This is a genomic window from Diplocloster modestus (assembly GCF_019042245.1).
Taxonomy (GTDB): domain Bacteria; phylum Bacillota; class Clostridia; order Lachnospirales; family Lachnospiraceae; genus Diplocloster; species Diplocloster modestus.
Map to the genome: position 1 here is coordinate 138016 of NZ_JAHQCX010000012.1, position 18998 is coordinate 157013.

Below are 18998 nucleotides of genomic sequence, written 5' to 3' on the forward strand. Positions count from 1 at the left end.
GCGCGGGAGTATGACTGCAGAGGCTGCGGTGATCCTGCCTTTCGTATTGTTTGTCCTGCTGAGTATGATGTATTTTACGGAAGCGTTGAGGATTCAAAGGCAAATTCAGGATGCGGCTGTGCAAACCAGTCTGCATATGTCCCAATATGCTTACAAAGGAGATCTGACACAGATTTATGCCTATGGTAAGCTAAAGGATTATATAAATAAGTCAAATCAGGATTTTTCCATGATTAAAGGCGGGGCGGCAGGAATTTCCTGTCTCTTGTCCGATACGCTGGACGATGCGGATCGAGTGGATCTGGTAGTTAGCTACACGTTAAGGCTTCCGTATAATGTAATTGGCCTGCCTGGAATTCCAGTGGTGCAAAGAGCCTGTACCCGGGGATGGACCGGTTATGAGCCTGATATATGTGAGAAGGAAGAGGAGCAGATCGTATATGTTACGGAGCATGGGACGGTTTACCATAAGACGTCAGACTGCAGCCATATTGATCTGACTGTTCGGTCTGCGGATTACAAGGATTTATCCAGTCTAAGAAACACGGAAGGTCAGAAATTCAGTGCTTGTGAAAAGTGTGGCAGCAGAATGGTCCTGAAAGGGCGCATATTTATTACCAACACAGGGAACTGTTATCACACAACGTCGGGGTGCAGCGGATTAAAGAGAGGGGTATTGGCCATACCGATTTCCCAGGCAGAGGATTACCGGCCTTGTTCCAGATGTGGTGGATAAGGAAAAAATGGGGAGATGAGTAGGAAAGATGCCGGATAAAGATGATGAAAGGGGACATAAGAAAGAGGATGAAAGAAAAAGGTGGGCATAGAGATGGGACATGTTGAAATTTGGGTAGGCGGTTATTTGGGGATCAGTACACTTTTAGATTTGTTCAAAAGGGAAGTTTCTCTGTGGATATCAGCTGCCTTTGGTATGATTGGGATTGCATGGCATTTTATCTTTGCACAAGCCTTTGGGGATATGCTGGGCGGAGTGCTGGTGGGGGGAGTCATCATATTGCTGGCCTTTATAACGGAGGAAGCAATAGGGATTGGAGATGGGATCGCACTTATCATAACGGGTATCTATCTAGGGTTATGGAAAAATCTGCAGCTCTGTATGATGGGATTTATTTTATCTGCGTTGTTTTCTGGTATCCTTCTGCTTTCAAAAAAAGCAAAACGAAATCAAGCGGTTCCCTTTATTCCCTTTTTGCTGCTTGGATATGGCAGCATGCTGTTCCTTGGCTGCTGAAAAAGGAAGGTAACATCAGTTCATGGTTTTAATAAAAAATTCCAGTCAGAAAATAATAAATAAGCTTAACAAATCATGGAAAGGCAGTTACACAGTCGAAGCCGCTTTTTTGTTTCCTGCTATTATGGGGATCCTTGTGCTGCTGCTCTATCTTGCATTTTACCTATCAGATCTGGCTGTGCTGGATAACTTAGCCTGGAAGCTGGCCTTGGAAGGCAGTTTGGCGGGAACGCAATACAGTGATACACAGGAGATAGAGCAAGAACTGTATGAGAAAGCTAAGGAACAGCTGAATGGGAGGATATTATGCGTACAATTCATGAAAATGGAGCTGCATGTGACGAAGAAAAAAGCTACAGTTGCATTTTACGGAAAACTTGTAATACCGGGGCTTCCGTTTGTATCAGAAATAATAGGGGGGAAGGATGGTATCGTGTCTGTAGAGAGGATGGCTGAGGTTAGAAACCCGGCCGAATGGATCAGGAATATCAGAAAGCTGGAAGGGATGGTGCATGAAACAAATGGAACAAATACACGGTGAATATAGAAGGGACCTGAATCATAATTATCTGATACTGGACAAATATGATACCGGCTGTGAGGATACTTATGAAATCCGTATGCTGGAAGAAAATCATCTGAAAGGCCTGCTGGAATGTCAGATGAGAAATTTAAACGGAAAAAATCAGTTCTTTTATGAAATCAGCTCCAAACAGCCTATGGCTGGAATTTATGATAAGAAAGCCTTAGGGTTTGAGGATATGTATCACCTCTGCAGGAATTTAATGAAAACACTGGATGAAACGGAAGATTATTTACTGGATACCAGCCGGCTGGTACTATGGCCGGAATACATTTATATGGATGTGGAAACGAAAGAATTTTTCTTTTGTTATCTGCCGGGATTCGAATGTGAGGCAGTACAGGGGTTTCATCAGCTGGCAGAATATATGCTGGCGAAACTGGATCATCAGGATGAACGGGGGGTGATCGTTGGATATGAGGTGTACAAAAAAACTACGGAAGAAAATTATAATATGGAGCAAATTCTGGAATTATTCCAGGACAACCAAGCCGCTTATATTCCTGTCAGGGACAAAGAAGAGGGTGCTGTTAGGGAAGAACCGGTAGAAAAAGAAATGCCGGCTGTGATTTCAGACAGAAAAGAAGGTTTTTTTTCCTGGCTGTGGGATCGAAGACGCAGGGAAAACAATATGGATGTGGAGGAAAAAGGTTATGAAAATATACAGGATGAGGAGCTTTTGACAGCAGAGGTGGCGGAAGAAACAGAATACGGCAGTACGAAGCTTCTATTTTACGAGGAGGATTCTATGATTCACAGACTGGATTGCGGATGCTATGGTATGTACGAACAGCAATTAAAAGAAGGAGAAGGGTGGACCATAGGCAAGCTGCCCGAATATGCGGATGTATTGCTTAACGATCCTAAAGTCAGCCGTATTCATGCCAGGATTAATATGGAGGAGGGAAAATATTACATAACAGATCTGAATTCGACCAATGGAACTTACCTGAACGGAGTGCAGCTGGGGTCCAATGAAAAGACAGAAATAAGACAGGGTGATGAAATCAGTATCGCGCATATCCGATGTAATTTTGAGTAGCAGGATCATTTGTCTGGATTTTATAATCAATAAAGCTTTTTACTTAATAAAAAAGGTGCTGCAAATATCATTGCAACACCAGATGTTTTCTTGTAAAATGTAAGTAGACAGAAAAAAGATCAATAGGGAATCTTAACCGTGAAGCTGGAGCCTTTTCCTAATTCGGATTCCAGGGTGAGAATGCCTCCGTGAGCGCGTACGATTTCAGCGGCCAGAGGCAGTCCGATACCGGTACCTGATTTTTTTGTTGTCACAAAGGGTTCGAATATTAATTCCTGCGAAGCCTCGTCGATACCGCAGCCATTATCAGTTATCTTAAATATAATGTAAGCCCCTTCTTTAAACAGACGGATTCGTATACTGCCGTTTTCGTGAACAGCGTCGCAGGCATTTATAATCAGATTGAAAATTGCTTCCCTTAATTTGGCCTCGTCACCTTGGAAACATGGAAGATTTTCTTCGCACTCGGCCTCCAGCTGTATATGATTATTTGCAATGAGAGAACGGGCTGATTCCAGAATGGCTTTCACGGAAGCGTAAGGATCTATGGTGTTTAGCCTTAATTTAGAAGCGTTACCGATCGCGGATAAATCCTGGAGTAGAATGATCAGATTTTTAATATCCTCGATAGTACTATACCAGTGGGGAAAGTCTTTTACTTCCGGATGGGATGATTGAATAAACTGCATGGAACTGTTAATGAGTGTCAGAGAATTGCGAAGCTCATGAGATACTTTGGAGAGAGTTATTTTATGGCATTCCTGAAGTTTCTGAATGATTTCTCTGGCATCTGGGTTTTCTTCCATTAGAGACAGCATTTTCTCATTATCTTGTTTACTTAACATAATATCACCCCGTTTCTTTCAGTTTATCATTGGGTCTTTGAAATATCAATTAGAATAATTCGACATGAATCGACAGGTTATACTAAAAATTTACATAGAAAGAAGGAACTGAAATGAAAGACAGTACCTGTATATTTTGCAAAATAGCAAATGGTGAGATTCCTGCAGCTACCATCTACGAAGATGAAGATTTTATGGTTATTCTCGACCTGGGTCCGGCGGCGCGGGGGCATGCGTTGATTCTTCCCAAAGAGCACTATGCCAACATCTATGAACTGGATGATAGCATAGCGGCCAAAGCATTTGTGCTGGCAAAGAAAATGGCCGCACATATGACAGAGGTACTCGGATGTGAAGGATTCAACATTGTACAAAATAACGGACCGCTGGCCGGACAGACGGTATTTCATTTCCATGTCCATCTGATCCCCAGATATCCGGAAGATCAGGTTGGTTTGACATGGAAACCGGGAGAGGTATCGGCTGAAGAACTGGATGAACTGGTCAAACAGCTGCGCGGCTGAAGGAAGGCTCAGATTTACTCAGCTGGGTTATGACCGGTCTCCTTGACCGCCTGCTCAATCAAATTCGTAATAAGCTCAATGGAATTCGTCTGACCGCTTTTGGACATGGCATCCATAAAGATATAACGGTCTTCATAGAGTTTGTTAATGGCGTCCATTAACTTCCGGTCGGTCAGGGATTCTTCCTCTAACACGAGGCTGAAGCCCTGACGTTCCAGCGAGCGGGCATTCAGAATTTGATCCCCGCGGCTGGCATTAGCAGAAAGCGGGATTAACAGATTAGGCTTGTGCAGGGCCAGCAGTTCGCAGATGGCATTCGCGCCGGCACGGGAGATTACGATATCGGCCAGAGCGAAAAGATCGCTTAATTCTTTTTTTATATATTCAAACTGAATATAACCGTTCGTACCGGTAAGGGTCTGATCAATTTTTCCCTTTCCGCACAGATGAATGACCTGATACTTCTGAAGCAGTTCAGGAAGTATCAGGCGGATGGCATCGTTTACGATGGTAGAGCCGAGGCTTCCGCCGATGATCAGGATTACCGGTTTGTTTGCGGTAAAATTACAGAATTTTAAAGCCTCCAGCTTATTACCGTTCAGTAATTCCTGCCGTATGGGGGAACCTGTAAGCACAGCTTTTTCTTCCGGCAGATAATGAAGGGTCTCAGGAAAATTGCAGCATACTTTGTAAGATGATGGAATACACAATTTATTGGCAAGGCCGGGAGTCATATCCGATTCATGGATGATTACTGGGATTTTACTGCGGCCTGCGGCCATAACTACAGGCACAGAGACAAAACCGCCTTTGGAAAATACCACGTCCGGCTTCAGCTTTTTCATCAGTTTCTTTGCCTGAGAATATCCTTTCACGACCTTAAAGGGATCGGTAAAGTTCTTAGGATCAAAATATCTCCGCAGCTTTCCGGACGAAATCCCATAATAAGGTATTTGAAATTCTTCGATTAACTTACGCTCAATACCTTCGTAGGAACCGATATAATGTATGTCATAGTTTAATTCCTTCAATTTCGGCAGCAGAGCAATATTTGGTGTGACATGCCCGGCTGTTCCGCCTCCGGTGAGGACTATCCGCTTCATAAGAACCTCCATGAATCTTTTTGTTTACTTTTACAATGATTGATTTGCAGCTGATTTCAAAGCCTGGGCCAACTGGTCCGGACAGGATGTATTTTTAAAACCACATTTGATGCCTTCCATTTTATCAATCGCGTCCTGTACTTTCATTCCGGTTACCAGCCGTGCCACTCCCTGCGTATTTCCAGAACATCCACCGATAAATTCTACAAATTTTATAATATCGTTGTCTAACTCCAGATGGATTTCCTGAGAACAGACTCCTCTTGTTTTATATGTCATATTTATTCCTCCTTTATGATCAGTAAAAGTATAGCAAATAATTGAAAATTAATCCAGCCCGAAAACAGAACACTGAACTTATTACACACGTTTTTCTGTTACTGCGGGTGTACGAATCAGGGTATTTATGTCGAATGCCCTCCCTCGCTGTCGGTTCAGGCTGCGGGGCCTGTTTTCCTGTCTAAGAATGTAAAACGATTTTCCTTCCAGGCATCTTTTCAAATCAATCAGCATTCGGTATAATGAATTGTAAAAATCTGGAAATTATTTTTCGAAAGGGGATTGAATAATTTATGTGGAAGGAAATTATTAGCAGAGGCTTTATTACCTACTGTATATGGGGGGTATGTGGCTTAGGTATTCTTGGAAAATTGTTAGCACATTTGGGTTATGCCCACTATGCAAGGGTGACCGGAAAAATACCGGAGACACGCAACAAACTGATGAAAAAAATGAAAATGAAATTTGAAAGCTGCTATAAACTGAATCTGGGTGTCAATAATATTGGGCTGTTTGTGGACAAACAGTTATCCAAAGTCCGTTTCTTAGGTATCCGCCTTCACAGATGGGAACGGCTTCCGGGTAATGCTATGCGTCTTTGTCTGCTCCTTGGATGCACGGGTGCATTCCTATGCTATTATTATGGCTATCCCACCCAAAATATAACCACATATTTAATAATGGGCGGCGGCGGAATACTGGCCGTCGGGGCGGTAAGCGGCTTGCTGGATGTGGAGTATAAGAAAAATATGGTACATATGAACGTTTGTGAATACTTAGAGAACTACATGGCGAACCGCCTGGCGCATCAATATATAGAGAAAAAAGCGGTGACCGGCATGGAAGAAGAAACGGCAGATGACAATATGCTGATCATGGACCCAAATGTGGAGACAGAAATCGCCAGTATGAAGCGAAGCCTGGAACAGATCGCAGCCGGAAGCAGCAAGAGACAGGAGGAAATGCAAAAAGGGATGCAGGCTGCGCAGGAGGAAGAAGTAATCCAGGAGATACTGACGGAATATTTAGCTTGATAAAGAGAGTCGGATTTGCTACAATTTTCATATGAAAAGTTTTACTATAAAGAAAAAGAGGTGTATTAGAATGGCAAACAAAGTATCATTCGACTACTCGAGAGCAAGCTCTTTTATCCGCGATGACGAAGTGACTATGATGAGCAAGCTGGTTCTGGATGCCAGAGAACAGTTAGTTTCCAAAAGCGGCGCGGGGAATGATTTCCTTGGCTGGATCGATCTTCCGGTAGATTATGACAAGGAGGAATTTGACCGTATCCAGAAAGCCGCACAGAAAATCAAAGGAGATTCCGATGTACTTCTGGTAATCGGAATCGGTGGATCCTATCTGGGAGCCAGAGCGGCGATTGAGTTCTTAAGACATAGTTTTTATAATATGGTTTCCAAAGAGACAAGAAAAACACCGGAAATCTATTTTGTAGGCAACAGCATCAGCAGTACGTATATTAATGACCTCATGGATGTACTGGAAGGAAAAGATTTTTCTATTAATATGATATCTAAATCCGGGACAACCACTGAGCCTGCGATTGCGTTCCGGGTGTTCAAGAAGATGCTGGAAGACAAGTATGGGAAAGAAGAAGCCTCCCGCAGAATCTACTGTACCACGGATAAAGCCAGAGGCGCTTTGAAAAATCTGGCTACGGAGGAAGGATATGAATCCTTCGTCGTGCCGGATGATGTGGGCGGACGTTATTCCGTATTAACAGCCGTAGGTCTGCTTCCCATCGCAGTCAGCGGTGCGGATATCAAGAAGCTGATGGAGGGTGCTGCTTCCGGAAGAGAACGTGCACTGAATTGTGATTTCCCAGAGAACGACGCGTTGAAATATGCGGCTGTCCGCAATATCCTGCTTCGAAAAGGGAAAGCGGTGGAAATCGTAGCTAATTATGAGCCAAGCCTTCACTTTGTTTCGGAATGGTGGAAACAGTTATACGGAGAGAGCGAAGGGAAAGACCAGAAGGGGATATTCCCGGCATCTGTGGATTTGACAACAGACCTGCACTCTATGGGACAGTTTATTCAGGATGGAGCACGGATTATGTATGAGACCGTTCTGAATGTGGAAGGTTCCAGGCATGAACTGGTAATGGGTGAGGAGCCGGTAGATCTGGACGGACTGAATTATCTGGCCGGGAAAACGGTGGACTTTATCAATAAAAGCGCGATGAATGGTACGATATTGGCACACACTGACGGAAATGTACCGAACCTGCTGGTAAGTATTCCGGAGCAAAACGAGTTTTATCTCGGGGAGCTGTTCTACTTCTTTGAATTTGCCTGTGGTATCAGCGGTTACGTATTGGGTGTGAATCCCTTTGACCAACCGGGTGTAGAGAGCTATAAGAGAAATATGTTCGCACTTCTTGGAAAACCGGGATATGAAAAAGAAAGAGAAGAGTTGCTGAAGAGACTGTAAATAAGCAAAAGCATATCATGCAGAAGCATAAATAAGCACGCAGAAGCATAAATAAACATGCAGAAGCATACGGGTATCTTCAATAAGAATAATATAGTAAAGCATAAAAAACGGTTGCAGAAAGATGTATCATTCATTCCTCTTTCTACAACCGTTTCTTCAGTACTACTCTTCGATAATCTGGATCTCTAGGTAATCAAAATCCAGCTGTTCAATAAAATTGTCCTGCCGGAACCGGGTCTTATCATGCGTTTTGAACTCTTCTACATTAGCATCCAACCAGATCGGTTTAGGAAGATCAAATTCATAACAGACCTCATCTAAAGCGTGAAATATTTTATGCGTTCTGGTATCATCCGATTCCATACAGATGACGGTATCCTTCAAAAGATGGTTGTTGCGAAAAATTTTTCCCCATAATCGAAACATAAAAAACTCCTAATAATGATCCGTCAACAGGTTACCGGATTATTATAGCTCATCTTCGCGGTATTGTGCAATATCTTTGATATCACAAGTTAAAATATTGCAGAGGCGATTAAGAGTATAAGTAGATACACATTGGTTCCGCTTCAGTCTTTGAATCTGGCTGGGACTGAAATTATGATACTTGATTAATTTGTATGTAGTTATTTCTTTTTGACGCATAGTTTCCCATAATTTGTCAAAACATATCATTTTATCAACCTCCCACATATACATTAAAGGGTATGTTTTCTATGCTGTATATATACTATAATATGTGTATACATTTAAAATACACATAGGGGGAAGTATACCATGTAAGACAAGTTATCAGAGAGAAGAATAGTGTGATAGAAGATGAGAGAAGTGTGATGGACAGGATCTTCCCAAGAGCGAAATCATAATGAACTGCTGTTCGCAAATAAATTAGAATGCAATCGCGTAATTTCCGGATATGTATCCCAGTGAGTAAAATTCGGGATTACAGATAATGCTGCCCTAACGGAAGTGCAGCTAGAAATAATCTCAGATTATCATCCAGTAATATAAAGTGAATGATATAGATGAAATAATACTTAGCGAAAGCTTTTCTATCGGTCATTCATATGTTGTTGTGTTTTTTCGCTACAGACCATTATATACTTTTACAGTAAGGTTTGCCAATAGTTAATGGGAATTTTCGGATAAACAAGTACGAAGTGTTTACATATAATAGGAAGTATGCTTAAAAAAAGAAAGATTAAATATTTCTAAACTTCCTTAAAATACTGAAAAAACGCTCGCTATTTCGACAAAGTATGATATAATAATACTGTTGCGCTGTGATACGGCAGCGGGGAAGATAAAGGGGAATAGGTAAGTATGAGTAATTTTTCAGACAGGCTGTATGATGATGTTGACAGCTGGGAAACTACGATGTTTTTATATAATTCGGCTTTAAAAGAGGTCGGCACCAAGCTCGAGATATTGAACGATGAATTTCAGCATATTCATCGTTACAATCCTATCGAACATATCAAATCCAGAATCAAGCTGCCGGAAAGCATTGTGAAGAAACTGAAGAAAAACGGTTACGAGAGCAGTATCGAAAACATGGTAAAGTATGTAAATGATATCGCTGGGGTTCGGGTAACCTGTTCCTTTACATCTGATATTTACCGACTGGCAGAAATGATCGGAAACCAAAGCGATCTGAAGGTATTGTCTATAAAAGATTACATTAAGGCGCCGAAAGAGAGCGGTTATAAGAGTTATCATATGCTGGTTACCGTACCGATATTCTTATCGGACAGTGTGGTGGATACGAAGGTGGAAATTCAGATCCGAACCATAGCCATGGACTTCTGGGCCAGCCTGGAGCATAAGATCTATTACAAGTTCGAGGGAAATGCGCCGGATTATATCAGCCGGGAGCTGCGGGAATGTGCGGAGATGATCTCGAAGCTGGACGCGAGGATGTTATCTCTAAATGAGGCGATCAAGCGTGTGGATGCCAAACAGGGAAGATAAAAATACACAACTATAAAAATAAGAATGAAGATACTAAGTTTGTATCATAATATTAAAAAGGCCATGGGAGCGGTTTTCCCATGGCCTTTCATAGAATGAGGAGTGCCCCGGTATCAGAGATACCGAGGCTATTATGAAAAAATTTATCTATGTGTGTAATGAAACACATTGCAACCTGTTGAATGAACTCTTATTCAACTGTAGTTAGTATAGCAATAAATTATGAATAAATTATGAATACAATATGAAATTATCGTGAAATATATACAAAACAAATAGAAAGTGGGATTGGATATAATACAAAATACCCAATTTCATTTAGACGTTGTAGGAGTTTTGCTTCTATACTATAATAAAAGCCAGGGGTTATTTATTTGGAGGAGAATATAGAATGGATGATAACAGAAAAATCTATGTAATAGGCCATAAGAATCCGGACACGGATTCGATCTGCTCGGCAATCGCTTATGCGGATTTTAAGAGAAAAACAGCGCAGGGAAATTTTATAGCCAAGCGGGCCGGACAGATCAATGAAGAGACCCAGTATGTCTTGAACCGTTTCCAGGCATCGGCGCCCGGTTACCTGTCCTCGGTTTATACCCAGGTCCGAGATGTGGAGATACGGAAAACACAGGGAGTGGAAGAGAGCATTTCACTGAAAAAAGCCTGGGGCCTGATGAAGGAATCCGGGATCGTCACCCTGCCGGTCACGTCCAAGGTAAACCAGCTGGAGGGCCTGATTACGATCGGGGATATCGCAACATCCTATATGGAAGTGTACGACAGCCGGATTCTCTCCACGGCCAGAACCCAATATAAAAATATTCTGGAAACTCTGGATGGAACAATGGTAGAAGGGAATCCTCATGCATATTTTATAAAAGGTAAAGTGGTAATCGCTGCCACCAGCCCGGATTTGATGGAGGATTATGTGGAAGACGATGATCTGGTGATTCTGGGCAACCGTTATGAGTCTCAGCTCTGTGCGATTGAGATGAATGCGGCCTGTCTGATCGTGTGCGAGGGAGCGAAAGTGTCCCAGACGATACGGAAGCTGGCCAGAGAGCGCAGCTGTCAGGTGATCAGCACACCTCATGATACGTACACGGTGGCCAGACTGATCAATCAGAGTATGCCCATCAAGCATTTTATGACCAGAGAGAACTTGATTACTTTCACCACGGATGACCTGATCGATAATATTAAGGATATAATGGCGAGAAAGCGCCATCGGGAGTTCCCGGTTGTGGATAAGCGCGGTATCTACATCGGGATGATTTCCAGAAGAAATCTGTTAAATATGAACCGGAAGCAGCTGATCCTGGTGGATCACAATGAGAAAAGCCAGGCGGTTGACGGAATCGAATCCGCGGAAATACTGGAGATTATCGATCATCACCGGCTGGGGACGATCGAGACGATCACACCGGTATTTTTCCGGAATCAGCCTTTGGGCTGTACGGCGACAATTATCAGCCAGATGTACCGGGAGAGAAATATAGAAATTCCGGTTCGGATCGCAGGACTTCTGTGCGCGGCTATCATATCTGACACCCTGATGTTCCGTTCACCTACATGCACGGTAGAGGACCGGGCGGCAGCAGAACATCTGGCTGGGATTGCCGGGATTGACGATCTGCCCACATTCGCCCATGACATGTTCCGTGCGGGAAGCAATCTGAACAGTAAATCACCCGAAGAGATCTTTTATCAGGACTTTAAAAAATTCAACGTCAGCGATGTCAGCTTCGGTGTGGGCCAGATCAATTCCATGGAGCAGTCCGAGCTGGAAGAGATCAAAGGGAAATTGATTCCCTATATGGAGAAGGCATTCCGGGAGCATGACGTTACCATGATGTTTTTTATGCTGACCAATATTATTGATGAAAGGACGGAACTGATCTGCTATGGAGGCAGTTCCAGAGAGTTGGCGGCAGAGGCTTTCAGCCTTTCCGGAGATACGGATTCCATGATGCTGGAGGGGGTAGTGTCCAGGAAAAAACAGCTGATCCCTGCGTTTGTCACGGTGCTCCAACAGTAGTAAGTGCATAAATAGAGGAATGTTGACAGAAGGAAACGATAGGCCGCAAAAAGCCGTAAAAACGGTATGAATTGGAGGAAACTATGGCAAAACAGCAATGGAGACCCGGAAATATGCTCTATCCGCTGCCAGTCGTGCTGGTTACGGTATCCGATGGAGCGGGTATAGATAATGTATTCACTGTGGCATGGACGGGAACAGTCTGCACGAACCCGGCGATGGTATCAGTCTCCGTGCGTCCCGAGCGCTATTCTTATGAACTCCTGAAAAAAACAGGGGAATTCGTGATAAATCTGACGACCGAGAAGCTGGCCTTAGCGACGGACTTCTGCGGCGTGCGTTCCGGGCGGGATATGGATAAGTTCCAAAAAATGAAACTGACGAAAACGCCTGCCAGTGTGGTAAACGTACCCATGATTCAGGAAAGTCCGGTAAATATTGAGTGCCGCGTGACGCAGGTCCTGCCCCTGGGCAGCCATGATTTGTTTCTCGCCAGGGTAGTGGCCGTCCACGCGGATGAAAACTATATGGATGAAAAAGGCAGGTTCGATCTCGAGAAGGCGAAACCTATTGTATATTCCCACGGCGACTATTTTGGAACAGGCAGGAAACTGGGAAAATTCGGTTACAGCGTCAGGAAAGGATAGCATTTATGAAAATTCGATCCCTAACCATACACAATTTTAAATCCATCCGGGATCTCAGGATTGAAGAGATCGAGAGCGCTATGATTGTGGTAGGGAAAAATAATACGGGAAAAACAGTTATTCTGGATGCGATACTGGCCATGGAGGGCTATTATCAGATCCGCCCCACAGATTTTGGAGACGGTATGGGAGCGATCGAAATCGGCGCCACGCTTGAGATCGCCGATGAAGATCTGGCAGAGCTGCATCAAAGAGGTGTGATCAGCCGATATAAAAGCTTCGACGCATGGCTCAGAGAATTCAGGAACCGGCTGCCGGCCTTTCAGTCTAATACGCTGTCTTTCATTTGTTCGATTCACAAGGACGGTAAAATCAGTTACAATGACGGGGTGCGCAAGAACAATAAATATATTCCGATGCTGATCCCCAGGATTCATTATATCGATCACCGCAGGGAGCTGACGGGAATTCAGAATGATATATTCGTAGCCCAGACGCGCCAGGATCTGGCAGGGCTTAGGGATAACCGCTGTGTGTTTGACGAATCCAGAAAATGCAGCCACTGTTTTAACTGCATCAATGTGATTAACCGGAAAGCGCCGGCGGATATTACCATAACGGAAACAGTCAGGCTGCTGGAGTATAAGCTTTTTCACCTGAATGTGGATGCCTTTGCGGCGCGCCTGAACCAGTATTTCCACAAAAACAGCGGCCGATCTCAGGATATCCGGTTTGAAATGAAGTTCAATATTGATGAACTGTTCCATATCGATACGCTGGTGATCAACAATGACCGGTATATGGAAGGTTCCATCGAGATGCTCAGCGAGGGGATTAAGAGTATCTATATCCTGTCGCTGCTGGAAGCCTATATAGATGATATGAATCCTATTTCTTCTATTATAATGATCGAAGATCCGGAAAGCTATCTGCACCCGCAGCTCCAGAAGGTGGCCGGAGAAATTCTTTACCGTCTGTCCAAGAAAAATCAGATCATATTCTCGACCCATTCCCCGAACCTGCTGTTTAACTTTACCAGCCGGCAGATAAAACAGGTGGTGCTGGACGAGAACTATTATACGACGATCCGGGAAAATGTGGATATCGACGAGATCCTGGATGATCTGGGATATACGGCCAATGACCTGATGAACGTCAGCTTTGTCTTTATCGTGGAAGGCAAGCAGGATCGGAACCGCCTGCCCCTTCTGCTGGAAAAATATTATTCTGAAATCTATGATGAGGACGGTATGCTGCAGCGGATCAGCATCATTCCGACCAACAGCTGCACGAATATAAAAACCTATGCGAATCTGAAATACATCAACAAGCTTTACTTAAAAGACCAGTTTTTGATGATTCGTGACAGTGATGGTAAGAATCCCAAATATCTGGTGAAACAGCTCTGCAGCTATTATGGCGCCAGAGCGAAAGAGGAAGGCGGTGACAGCGTTCCCAGAGTTCAGCCCCGCAATGTTCTGGTTCTGAGATATTATTCATTTGAGAATTATTTTCTGGAACCCGCTGTCATGGCCAAAATCGGTGTGATCCAGTCAGAAGAGGAATTTTTCAACATTCTGTATGCGAAATACAAGGCCTATCTGTATAAAGTCCCCAGTATGAAACGCATGGTGAAAGTGACCGGGGCCAGGATTAATTCCAAGGAAGACCTGAAAAATCATATGGAAGCGGTTAAAATATATGTCCGGGGCCATAATCTCTATGATATTTTCTACGGCCGGTACAGAGGAGACGCGGAGACAGAGATTTTAAAAAAATATATCGACGCGGCTCCCCGTGAAACTTTCCAGGATATCCTGCAGGCGATTGACAACTTTGTTTACTTTCAAAATAGAAAAAAAGAGGATGGTCAATAGCTGCCGCCAATTACCAGGCGGTAAAGCCGCCATCGATGACCAGATTATGTCCGACCATGTAATCGGAAGCGGGCGCGCAGGCAAAGAGAACAGCTCCTTTCAGATCCTTTGCATCATCACCCATACAGCCTAAAGGTGTTTCGTATGAATAGCTGTCAATGAAGGCTTGGGGCTGGGAACGCTTAAAGCCGCCCGGTGACAGACAGTTTACGCGTATTCCGTAGGGAGCCAGTACGACTGCGATGCCGCGCGTAAAATTGATCACGGCTCCCTTGCATGCCATGTAATCCGGTACTGTGGGTGAGAGCCCCGTATTTTGATAAAGCCGCAGATCACGCCCCCGGATTCCGTCGATTGAAGCTATATTTACGATCTTACCGTAACCCTGTTTTTTCATGATGGGAGACGCAGCGCGACAGCCTAAGAATACGCCGGTAAGCATGACATCCAGCGAATATTGCCATTCCTCCAGTGGACGTTCATCCAAAAAATCCATTGCAGGGTCGCAGAACGAGGAGGACGGCGAAACCGTAACTTTGCGGCCGCCTGCGTTGTTGACCAGTACATCCAGTTTTTGATACTTGATTTGTATCGTATTCATCGCAGACTTCCACGAATTCTCATCAGATACTTCCAGGGACAGCCCCCGGCATGGATTGCCTGTCTGTGCCTGAAGCTTATCTGCGGCGGCCTGTGCTTTGCGCTCATTCCGCGATGTAAGAATCACGGTAGCTCCTGCCTCGGAGAGCGCTTCACCGGCCTGCCATCCCAGACCCTGAACGCCGCCGGTTACAAGTGCAATCCTGCCGTTCATGTCAAATAAAGATGTTACATGGTTCGTGGTTAACATAGTCCCCCCTCCTCTTACATTCCAAGGTAAAAAGCTTTCAGTTCCCATTCCCGCAGTTCTTTTGCCGTACCGGACATTACGACATGCCCCTCTGAAAATACGTAGACATAATCTGCTACTTCCAGAGCCAATTTTACATTCTGATCAACCAGAAGAATGGAAATTCCTTTTTCCGTATGCAGCCGCTGAATCAAAGCATAGATCTCCTGGCTGATTTTTGGAGATAGCGCCGCAGAAGGTTCGTCTAAAATCAGCATTTTCGGGCTGGACATTAGACCCCGGCCGATGCTCAGCATCTGCTGTTCTCCGCCGCTTAGCAGGCCGGAAGGGCTGTTCATTCTTTCTTTTAGACGAGGGAGAAAATCGAATACCTCGGTCATGTTTCTGCTTACTGTTCTTTTATCAGAAATCGTATATGCTCCAAGAAGCAGATTTTCCTCTACCGTCATAGAAGGAAAAACATCTTTGTTCTGAGTTACATAAGTGATGCCGCTTCGGACGATTTCCTGGGGGCGTTTCCCGCCGGTGGAGATTCCATTGAATTCCACGGTTCCGCCGGAAGGCTTTAACAGGCCAGTTATTACTTTTAGGGTGGTACTTTTTCCGCAGCCATTACTTCCAAGAATGACGGTTATCTGATTTTCTTTCGCTTGAAAGGTGATGCCATTCAAAATCTGTAGTTTTCCATAACCAGCTGTAATATTTGTAAGTTTCAGCATTTGCCATCCTCCCTTCTAGGCTTTTCCCAAATAAGCTTCAATCACATCCGGGTTTTCGACCACTTCGCCAGGAGTTCCTTCGCATATCAAACGGCCATAATCCAAAGCTGTGATCCGGTCACATACCCGCAGTACCACATCCATGATATGCTCTACCATTAAAACGGTGATGTTCAGGTCATTGCGGAAATACTGAAGGAGCCGCACCAGTTTTTCGACATTTTCCGGGTCCAATCCAGCGACGCATTCATCCAATAGCAGAAGCCGGGGCTTGCTGATTATGGCCAGTCCAAGCTGCAGCATCCGCCGCTGTCCGACGGAGATTCCATCGGTCGGATTATTCGCTTTGCGCTCCAGACCTATCATTTTCAGGACCTCATAGGCCTGTTCACGCATTTCGGCTTCCTGCTTATTCATGCGGGGAGTAGACAAAAAATCGTCAATGATCGTAGTTTTCTCCCTGGGCGTCATGGCCAGCATCAGGTTCTCGAGCACAGTCAGGCTGGGAAATACCCTTAAAAGCTGAAAGGTTCTTGCTATTCCCAGCTTTGCCAGCTGATGGGAACGCAGAGGAATGATGTTGTTTCCTGCAAACCGGATTTCACCGGCTGACGGAGTATAGATGCGTGAGATTACATTAAATAAAGTGGTCTTTCCGGAGCCGTTCGGACCAATCACACCATGTATGGAATGCTCTTTTACGCCAAAGGAGATGTCATCCAACACGGCCAAAGTTCCGAATTTCATTGTAATCCGGTCTATTTCCAGAATCATTCCGAGTCACCTCCTGTTGTATGTGCTTCCGATTCTAAGCGGCGTTTTTCTAACAGATGCGTTTTGCGGATGATCCGCTGTTGATATCTGTGTACGACTGTGCCTACAACACCCCGCCGCAGAACAAGAATAATAAATATCATGATTAAGCCGGCAGCCAGACTCTGGTATTGCCCGTAGGTTCGCGTCAGCTCATAGAAAACAGTAACCATAATGGCTCCGACAAGCGCCCCCCACTGACTGCCCAGTCCGCCCAAAACGATCATTAGTAAGAATTTTACCTGCAGACCCTGTACATAGGTGGTGGGGTTAACATAATTGACGTAACAGGCATAAACACAGCCTCCCAACCCGCCTAAAATACCACTTACACAGAAGGCAAACATTTTTGATTTTGTTACGTTAATCCCCATGACACTGGAGGCGATGGCGTCATCCTTGATTGCTTTGAATCTTCGGCCCTGCCTGGAATGCATCAAATTATTGACGATGACCAGGGTGATAAGAGCCAGAATCATGATAAAAAAATAGCACTGGCTTTTGGTCGTCATATCGAAGCCGAAGACGGATAGTTTCCCGATGCGCATAATACCCGTGGCCCTGCCGGCCCAGCTGGCATTGTTGATAATCAGACGGACGGATTCGCCGAATGCCAGAGTGCAAAGGGCCAGATAGGGCCCTTCTATGCGAAGTGCCAGAAAACCGACACACAGACCTGCGGCAGAACAGACCAGACACGTAATCAATACGCAGAACCAAAAATCAAGTCCCAGACGTGTGGTGACCAGCGCCGCTGTATAAGAGCCTACACAGAAAAAACCATATTGTCCCATATTGATCTGGCCAGAAGCACCGGTGACAACATACATGCCTAAGGCTACGATGATGTTGATTCCAATCATACATCCGATATGTATCAAATAGTCGTTAGGAAAAAGTATGGGAAAAACAATCACGATACAGATGGTCAGCAGAAGGGCGATTTTTTCAGCTTTGTGCTGAATGGTAATTCCCTCTTTTTTTTCACTGCCGCCTATCCTGAGTAATGGAATTTTCATGTCACACCTCACTTTATCTAAAGTCCGGTTAAGCCTTTTGTGCTGTTTTCATTTTAAACAGTCCGCTGGGCCTGATCAGAAGTACCAATACCATGATGGCATAACTGATCACATCTTTATACTGGGCGCCGATCAAATATCCCCCGACACTCTCCACGATACCGATCATCAACCCGCCCAGCATCGCTCCGAAGACGTTACCCATCCCGCCGATCACTGCCGAACAGAAGGCTTTTAGCAGCATGGTCGCTGCCATATCATAGCGCACATAGGTGAGCTGTGCACCGAGCACGCCTGCGACGGAACTGAAAAATGCGGCCATACAAAAGGCCAGTGCCATTACAGCGCCCACGTGTATTCCCATGATGGATGATAATTCTTTGTTGTAGGATACGGCCCGCATAGCCAATCCGATTTTCGTTTTTTTAAACAGAAAACCCAACAGGCACATGAGGACGATGCCAACTGCCATAATAATGAAATAGACCGGCTGTAAAGTCATGGAGCCCAACGAGATCCCTGATCCAAAAGAAGCGTTATAGGATTGGGACACGACACCCCAGGCGACCCAGTATGAATTCTGCAAAATATTAGCCATCCCAAAACCGGCCACCACAAAAGTAAGTCCCCGGACAGAAAATCCACCGCTTATTTTCAGAATCGGATTATAGATTGTCTTAAGCAGAAGATACGCAAAGGCCGCTGTGCCTGCTGCTGCAAGGATCATAGCCGGTATAAACGGAATATGAAAGCGGAACAAAATTAATCCGAGAAAAGCCCCCATTGTATACAATTCTCCCTGGGCAAAATGGATAATATCCAAAGAGGCATAAATCAACGATACGGATAAAGCAAGCAAACCATAGAGTACGCCGATAGAGATACCCACAATCAGTAAATCAAATAACATAGTTGGTCCCATAAGTGTCTCCTTTCCCGATCGATCCTTCCTTTATGACCCGGCAGGTTTGAAGCT

General features: G+C 44.5%; 21 protein-coding genes and 1 pseudogene. 11 read left to right on the forward strand and 11 right to left on the reverse strand.

What is annotated here, in order from left to right; translation table 11 throughout:
* Positions 1-10: 10 nt before the first annotated feature.
* The 4 genes from KTH90_RS16735 to KTH90_RS16750 all read left to right on the forward strand — a co-directional run bounded on the left by KTH90_RS16735 (position 11) and on the right by KTH90_RS16750 (position 2877).
* Positions 11-736 (forward strand): TadE/TadG family type IV pilus assembly protein, encoded by a 726-nt coding sequence (locus tag KTH90_RS16735; protein WP_238727080.1) that lies wholly within the window; start codon positions 11-13, stop codon positions 734-736.
* Between the two features lie 93 nt (positions 737-829).
* On the forward strand, positions 830-1252 hold the full coding sequence (locus KTH90_RS16740; protein WP_158351442.1) for an A24 family peptidase: 423 nt from the start codon (positions 830-832) through the stop codon (positions 1250-1252).
* Positions 1253-1274: 22 nt separating this feature from the next.
* A complete protein-coding gene (locus tag KTH90_RS16745; RefSeq protein WP_158351443.1) occupies positions 1275-1793 on the forward strand; it encodes a TadE/TadG family type IV pilus assembly protein in 519 nt (172 codons plus the stop codon).
* On the forward strand, positions 1765-2877 hold the full coding sequence (locus KTH90_RS16750; protein ID WP_158351444.1) for a DUF6382 domain-containing protein: 1113 nt from the start codon (positions 1765-1767) through the stop codon (positions 2875-2877). Before KTH90_RS16745 ends, KTH90_RS16750 begins: the two co-directional genes overlap by 29 nt.
* Positions 2878-2996: 119 nt before the next feature.
* On the opposite strand, the gene KTH90_RS16755 is transcribed toward KTH90_RS16750, so the two are convergent.
* Positions 2997-3722 carry a sensor histidine kinase gene (locus KTH90_RS16755; RefSeq protein WP_158351445.1) on the reverse strand — a complete coding sequence of 242 codons (726 nt, stop codon included), beginning with the start codon at positions 3720-3722 and terminating at the stop codon, positions 2997-2999.
* A gap of 113 nt (positions 3723-3835) precedes the next feature.
* On the opposite strand from KTH90_RS16755, the gene KTH90_RS16760 reads away from it, so the two are divergent.
* Positions 3836-4246 carry an HIT family protein gene (locus tag KTH90_RS16760; RefSeq protein ID WP_158351446.1) on the forward strand — a complete coding sequence of 137 codons (411 nt, stop codon included), beginning with the start codon at positions 3836-3838 and terminating at the stop codon, positions 4244-4246.
* A 14-nt stretch (positions 4247-4260) separates the two neighbouring features.
* On the opposite strand, the gene KTH90_RS16765 is transcribed toward KTH90_RS16760, so the two are convergent.
* Together KTH90_RS16765 and KTH90_RS16770 are read right to left on the reverse strand one after the other, a co-directional pair.
* A complete protein-coding gene (locus tag KTH90_RS16765) occupies positions 4261-5349 on the reverse strand; it encodes an undecaprenyldiphospho-muramoylpentapeptide beta-N-acetylglucosaminyltransferase (RefSeq protein WP_158351447.1) in 1089 nt (362 codons plus the stop codon).
* Between the two features lie 30 nt (positions 5350-5379).
* Positions 5380-5628, reverse strand: coding sequence for a TIGR03905 family TSCPD domain-containing protein (locus KTH90_RS16770; protein WP_158351448.1), 249 nt, complete (start codon positions 5626-5628; stop codon positions 5380-5382).
* Between the two features lie 443 nt (positions 5629-6071).
* Between KTH90_RS16770 and KTH90_RS16775 the strand changes: the two genes are divergently transcribed.
* Positions 6072-6662 (forward strand): hypothetical protein, encoded by a 591-nt coding sequence (locus KTH90_RS16775; protein ID WP_158351449.1) that lies wholly within the window; start codon positions 6072-6074, stop codon positions 6660-6662.
* A 70-nt stretch (positions 6663-6732) separates the two neighbouring features.
* The gene (locus tag KTH90_RS16780; RefSeq protein ID WP_158351450.1) at positions 6733-8082 is read left to right on the forward strand and encodes a glucose-6-phosphate isomerase; all 1350 of its coding nucleotides are present in this window, start codon (positions 6733-6735) and stop codon (positions 8080-8082) included.
* 165 nt (positions 8083-8247) lie between these two features.
* Here the strand turns inward: KTH90_RS16780 and KTH90_RS16785 are convergent, their stop codons facing one another.
* Together KTH90_RS16785 and KTH90_RS16790 are read right to left on the reverse strand one after the other, a co-directional pair.
* Positions 8248-8511, reverse strand: coding sequence for a hypothetical protein (locus KTH90_RS16785; RefSeq protein ID WP_158351451.1), 264 nt, complete (start codon positions 8509-8511; stop codon positions 8248-8250).
* Positions 8512-8553: 42 nt separating this feature from the next.
* Positions 8554-8784, reverse strand: coding sequence for a helix-turn-helix domain-containing protein (locus tag KTH90_RS16790; RefSeq protein ID WP_330656061.1), 231 nt, complete (start codon positions 8782-8784; stop codon positions 8554-8556).
* 624 nt (positions 8785-9408) lie between these two features.
* Here KTH90_RS16790 and KTH90_RS16795 point away from each other — a divergent pair.
* From KTH90_RS16795 to KTH90_RS16810, 4 genes are all read left to right on the forward strand, one after another.
* A complete protein-coding gene (locus tag KTH90_RS16795) occupies positions 9409-10056 on the forward strand; it encodes a GTP pyrophosphokinase (protein WP_158351452.1) in 648 nt (215 codons plus the stop codon).
* Positions 10057-10447: 391 nt separating this feature from the next.
* The gene (locus KTH90_RS16800) at positions 10448-12097 is read left to right on the forward strand and encodes a putative manganese-dependent inorganic diphosphatase (RefSeq protein WP_238727081.1); all 1650 of its coding nucleotides are present in this window, start codon (positions 10448-10450) and stop codon (positions 12095-12097) included.
* A gap of 83 nt (positions 12098-12180) precedes the next feature.
* Positions 12181-12744 carry a flavin reductase family protein gene (locus tag KTH90_RS16805; protein WP_158351454.1) on the forward strand — a complete coding sequence of 188 codons (564 nt, stop codon included), beginning with the start codon at positions 12181-12183 and terminating at the stop codon, positions 12742-12744.
* Between the two features lie 5 nt (positions 12745-12749).
* On the forward strand, positions 12750-14621 hold the full coding sequence (locus tag KTH90_RS16810) for an ATP-dependent nuclease (protein ID WP_158351455.1): 1872 nt from the start codon (positions 12750-12752) through the stop codon (positions 14619-14621).
* A 10-nt stretch (positions 14622-14631) separates the two neighbouring features.
* On the opposite strand, the gene KTH90_RS16815 is transcribed toward KTH90_RS16810, so the two are convergent.
* The 6 genes and pseudogenes from KTH90_RS16815 to KTH90_RS16835 form a co-directional block, all read right to left on the reverse strand.
* On the reverse strand, positions 14632-15471 hold the full coding sequence (locus KTH90_RS16815; RefSeq protein WP_238727082.1) for an SDR family oxidoreductase: 840 nt from the start codon (positions 15469-15471) through the stop codon (positions 14632-14634).
* A gap of 14 nt (positions 15472-15485) precedes the next feature.
* The gene (locus KTH90_RS16820; RefSeq protein WP_238727083.1) at positions 15486-16190 is read right to left on the reverse strand and encodes an ABC transporter ATP-binding protein; all 705 of its coding nucleotides are present in this window, start codon (positions 16188-16190) and stop codon (positions 15486-15488) included.
* A 15-nt stretch (positions 16191-16205) separates the two neighbouring features.
* Entirely contained in the window at positions 16206-16493 is a 288-nt protein-coding gene (locus tag KTH90_RS25490; RefSeq protein ID WP_408626296.1) for an ABC transporter ATP-binding protein C-terminal domain-containing protein, read from the reverse strand.
* Positions 16491-16902, reverse strand: a pseudogene (locus tag KTH90_RS25495) (ATP-binding cassette domain-containing protein); the annotation flags it as partial. The pseudogene KTH90_RS25495 and the gene KTH90_RS25490, both read right to left, overlap by 3 nt.
* A gap of 58 nt (positions 16903-16960) precedes the next feature.
* Complete coding sequence (locus KTH90_RS16830) at positions 16961-18022, reverse strand: branched-chain amino acid ABC transporter permease (protein ID WP_158351458.1); 1062 nt, start codon at positions 18020-18022, stop codon at positions 16961-16963.
* Positions 18023-18050: 28 nt separating this feature from the next.
* Entirely contained in the window at positions 18051-18944 is an 894-nt protein-coding gene (locus KTH90_RS16835; protein WP_158351459.1) for a branched-chain amino acid ABC transporter permease, read from the reverse strand.
* Between the last annotated feature and the right edge of the window lie 54 nt (positions 18945-18998).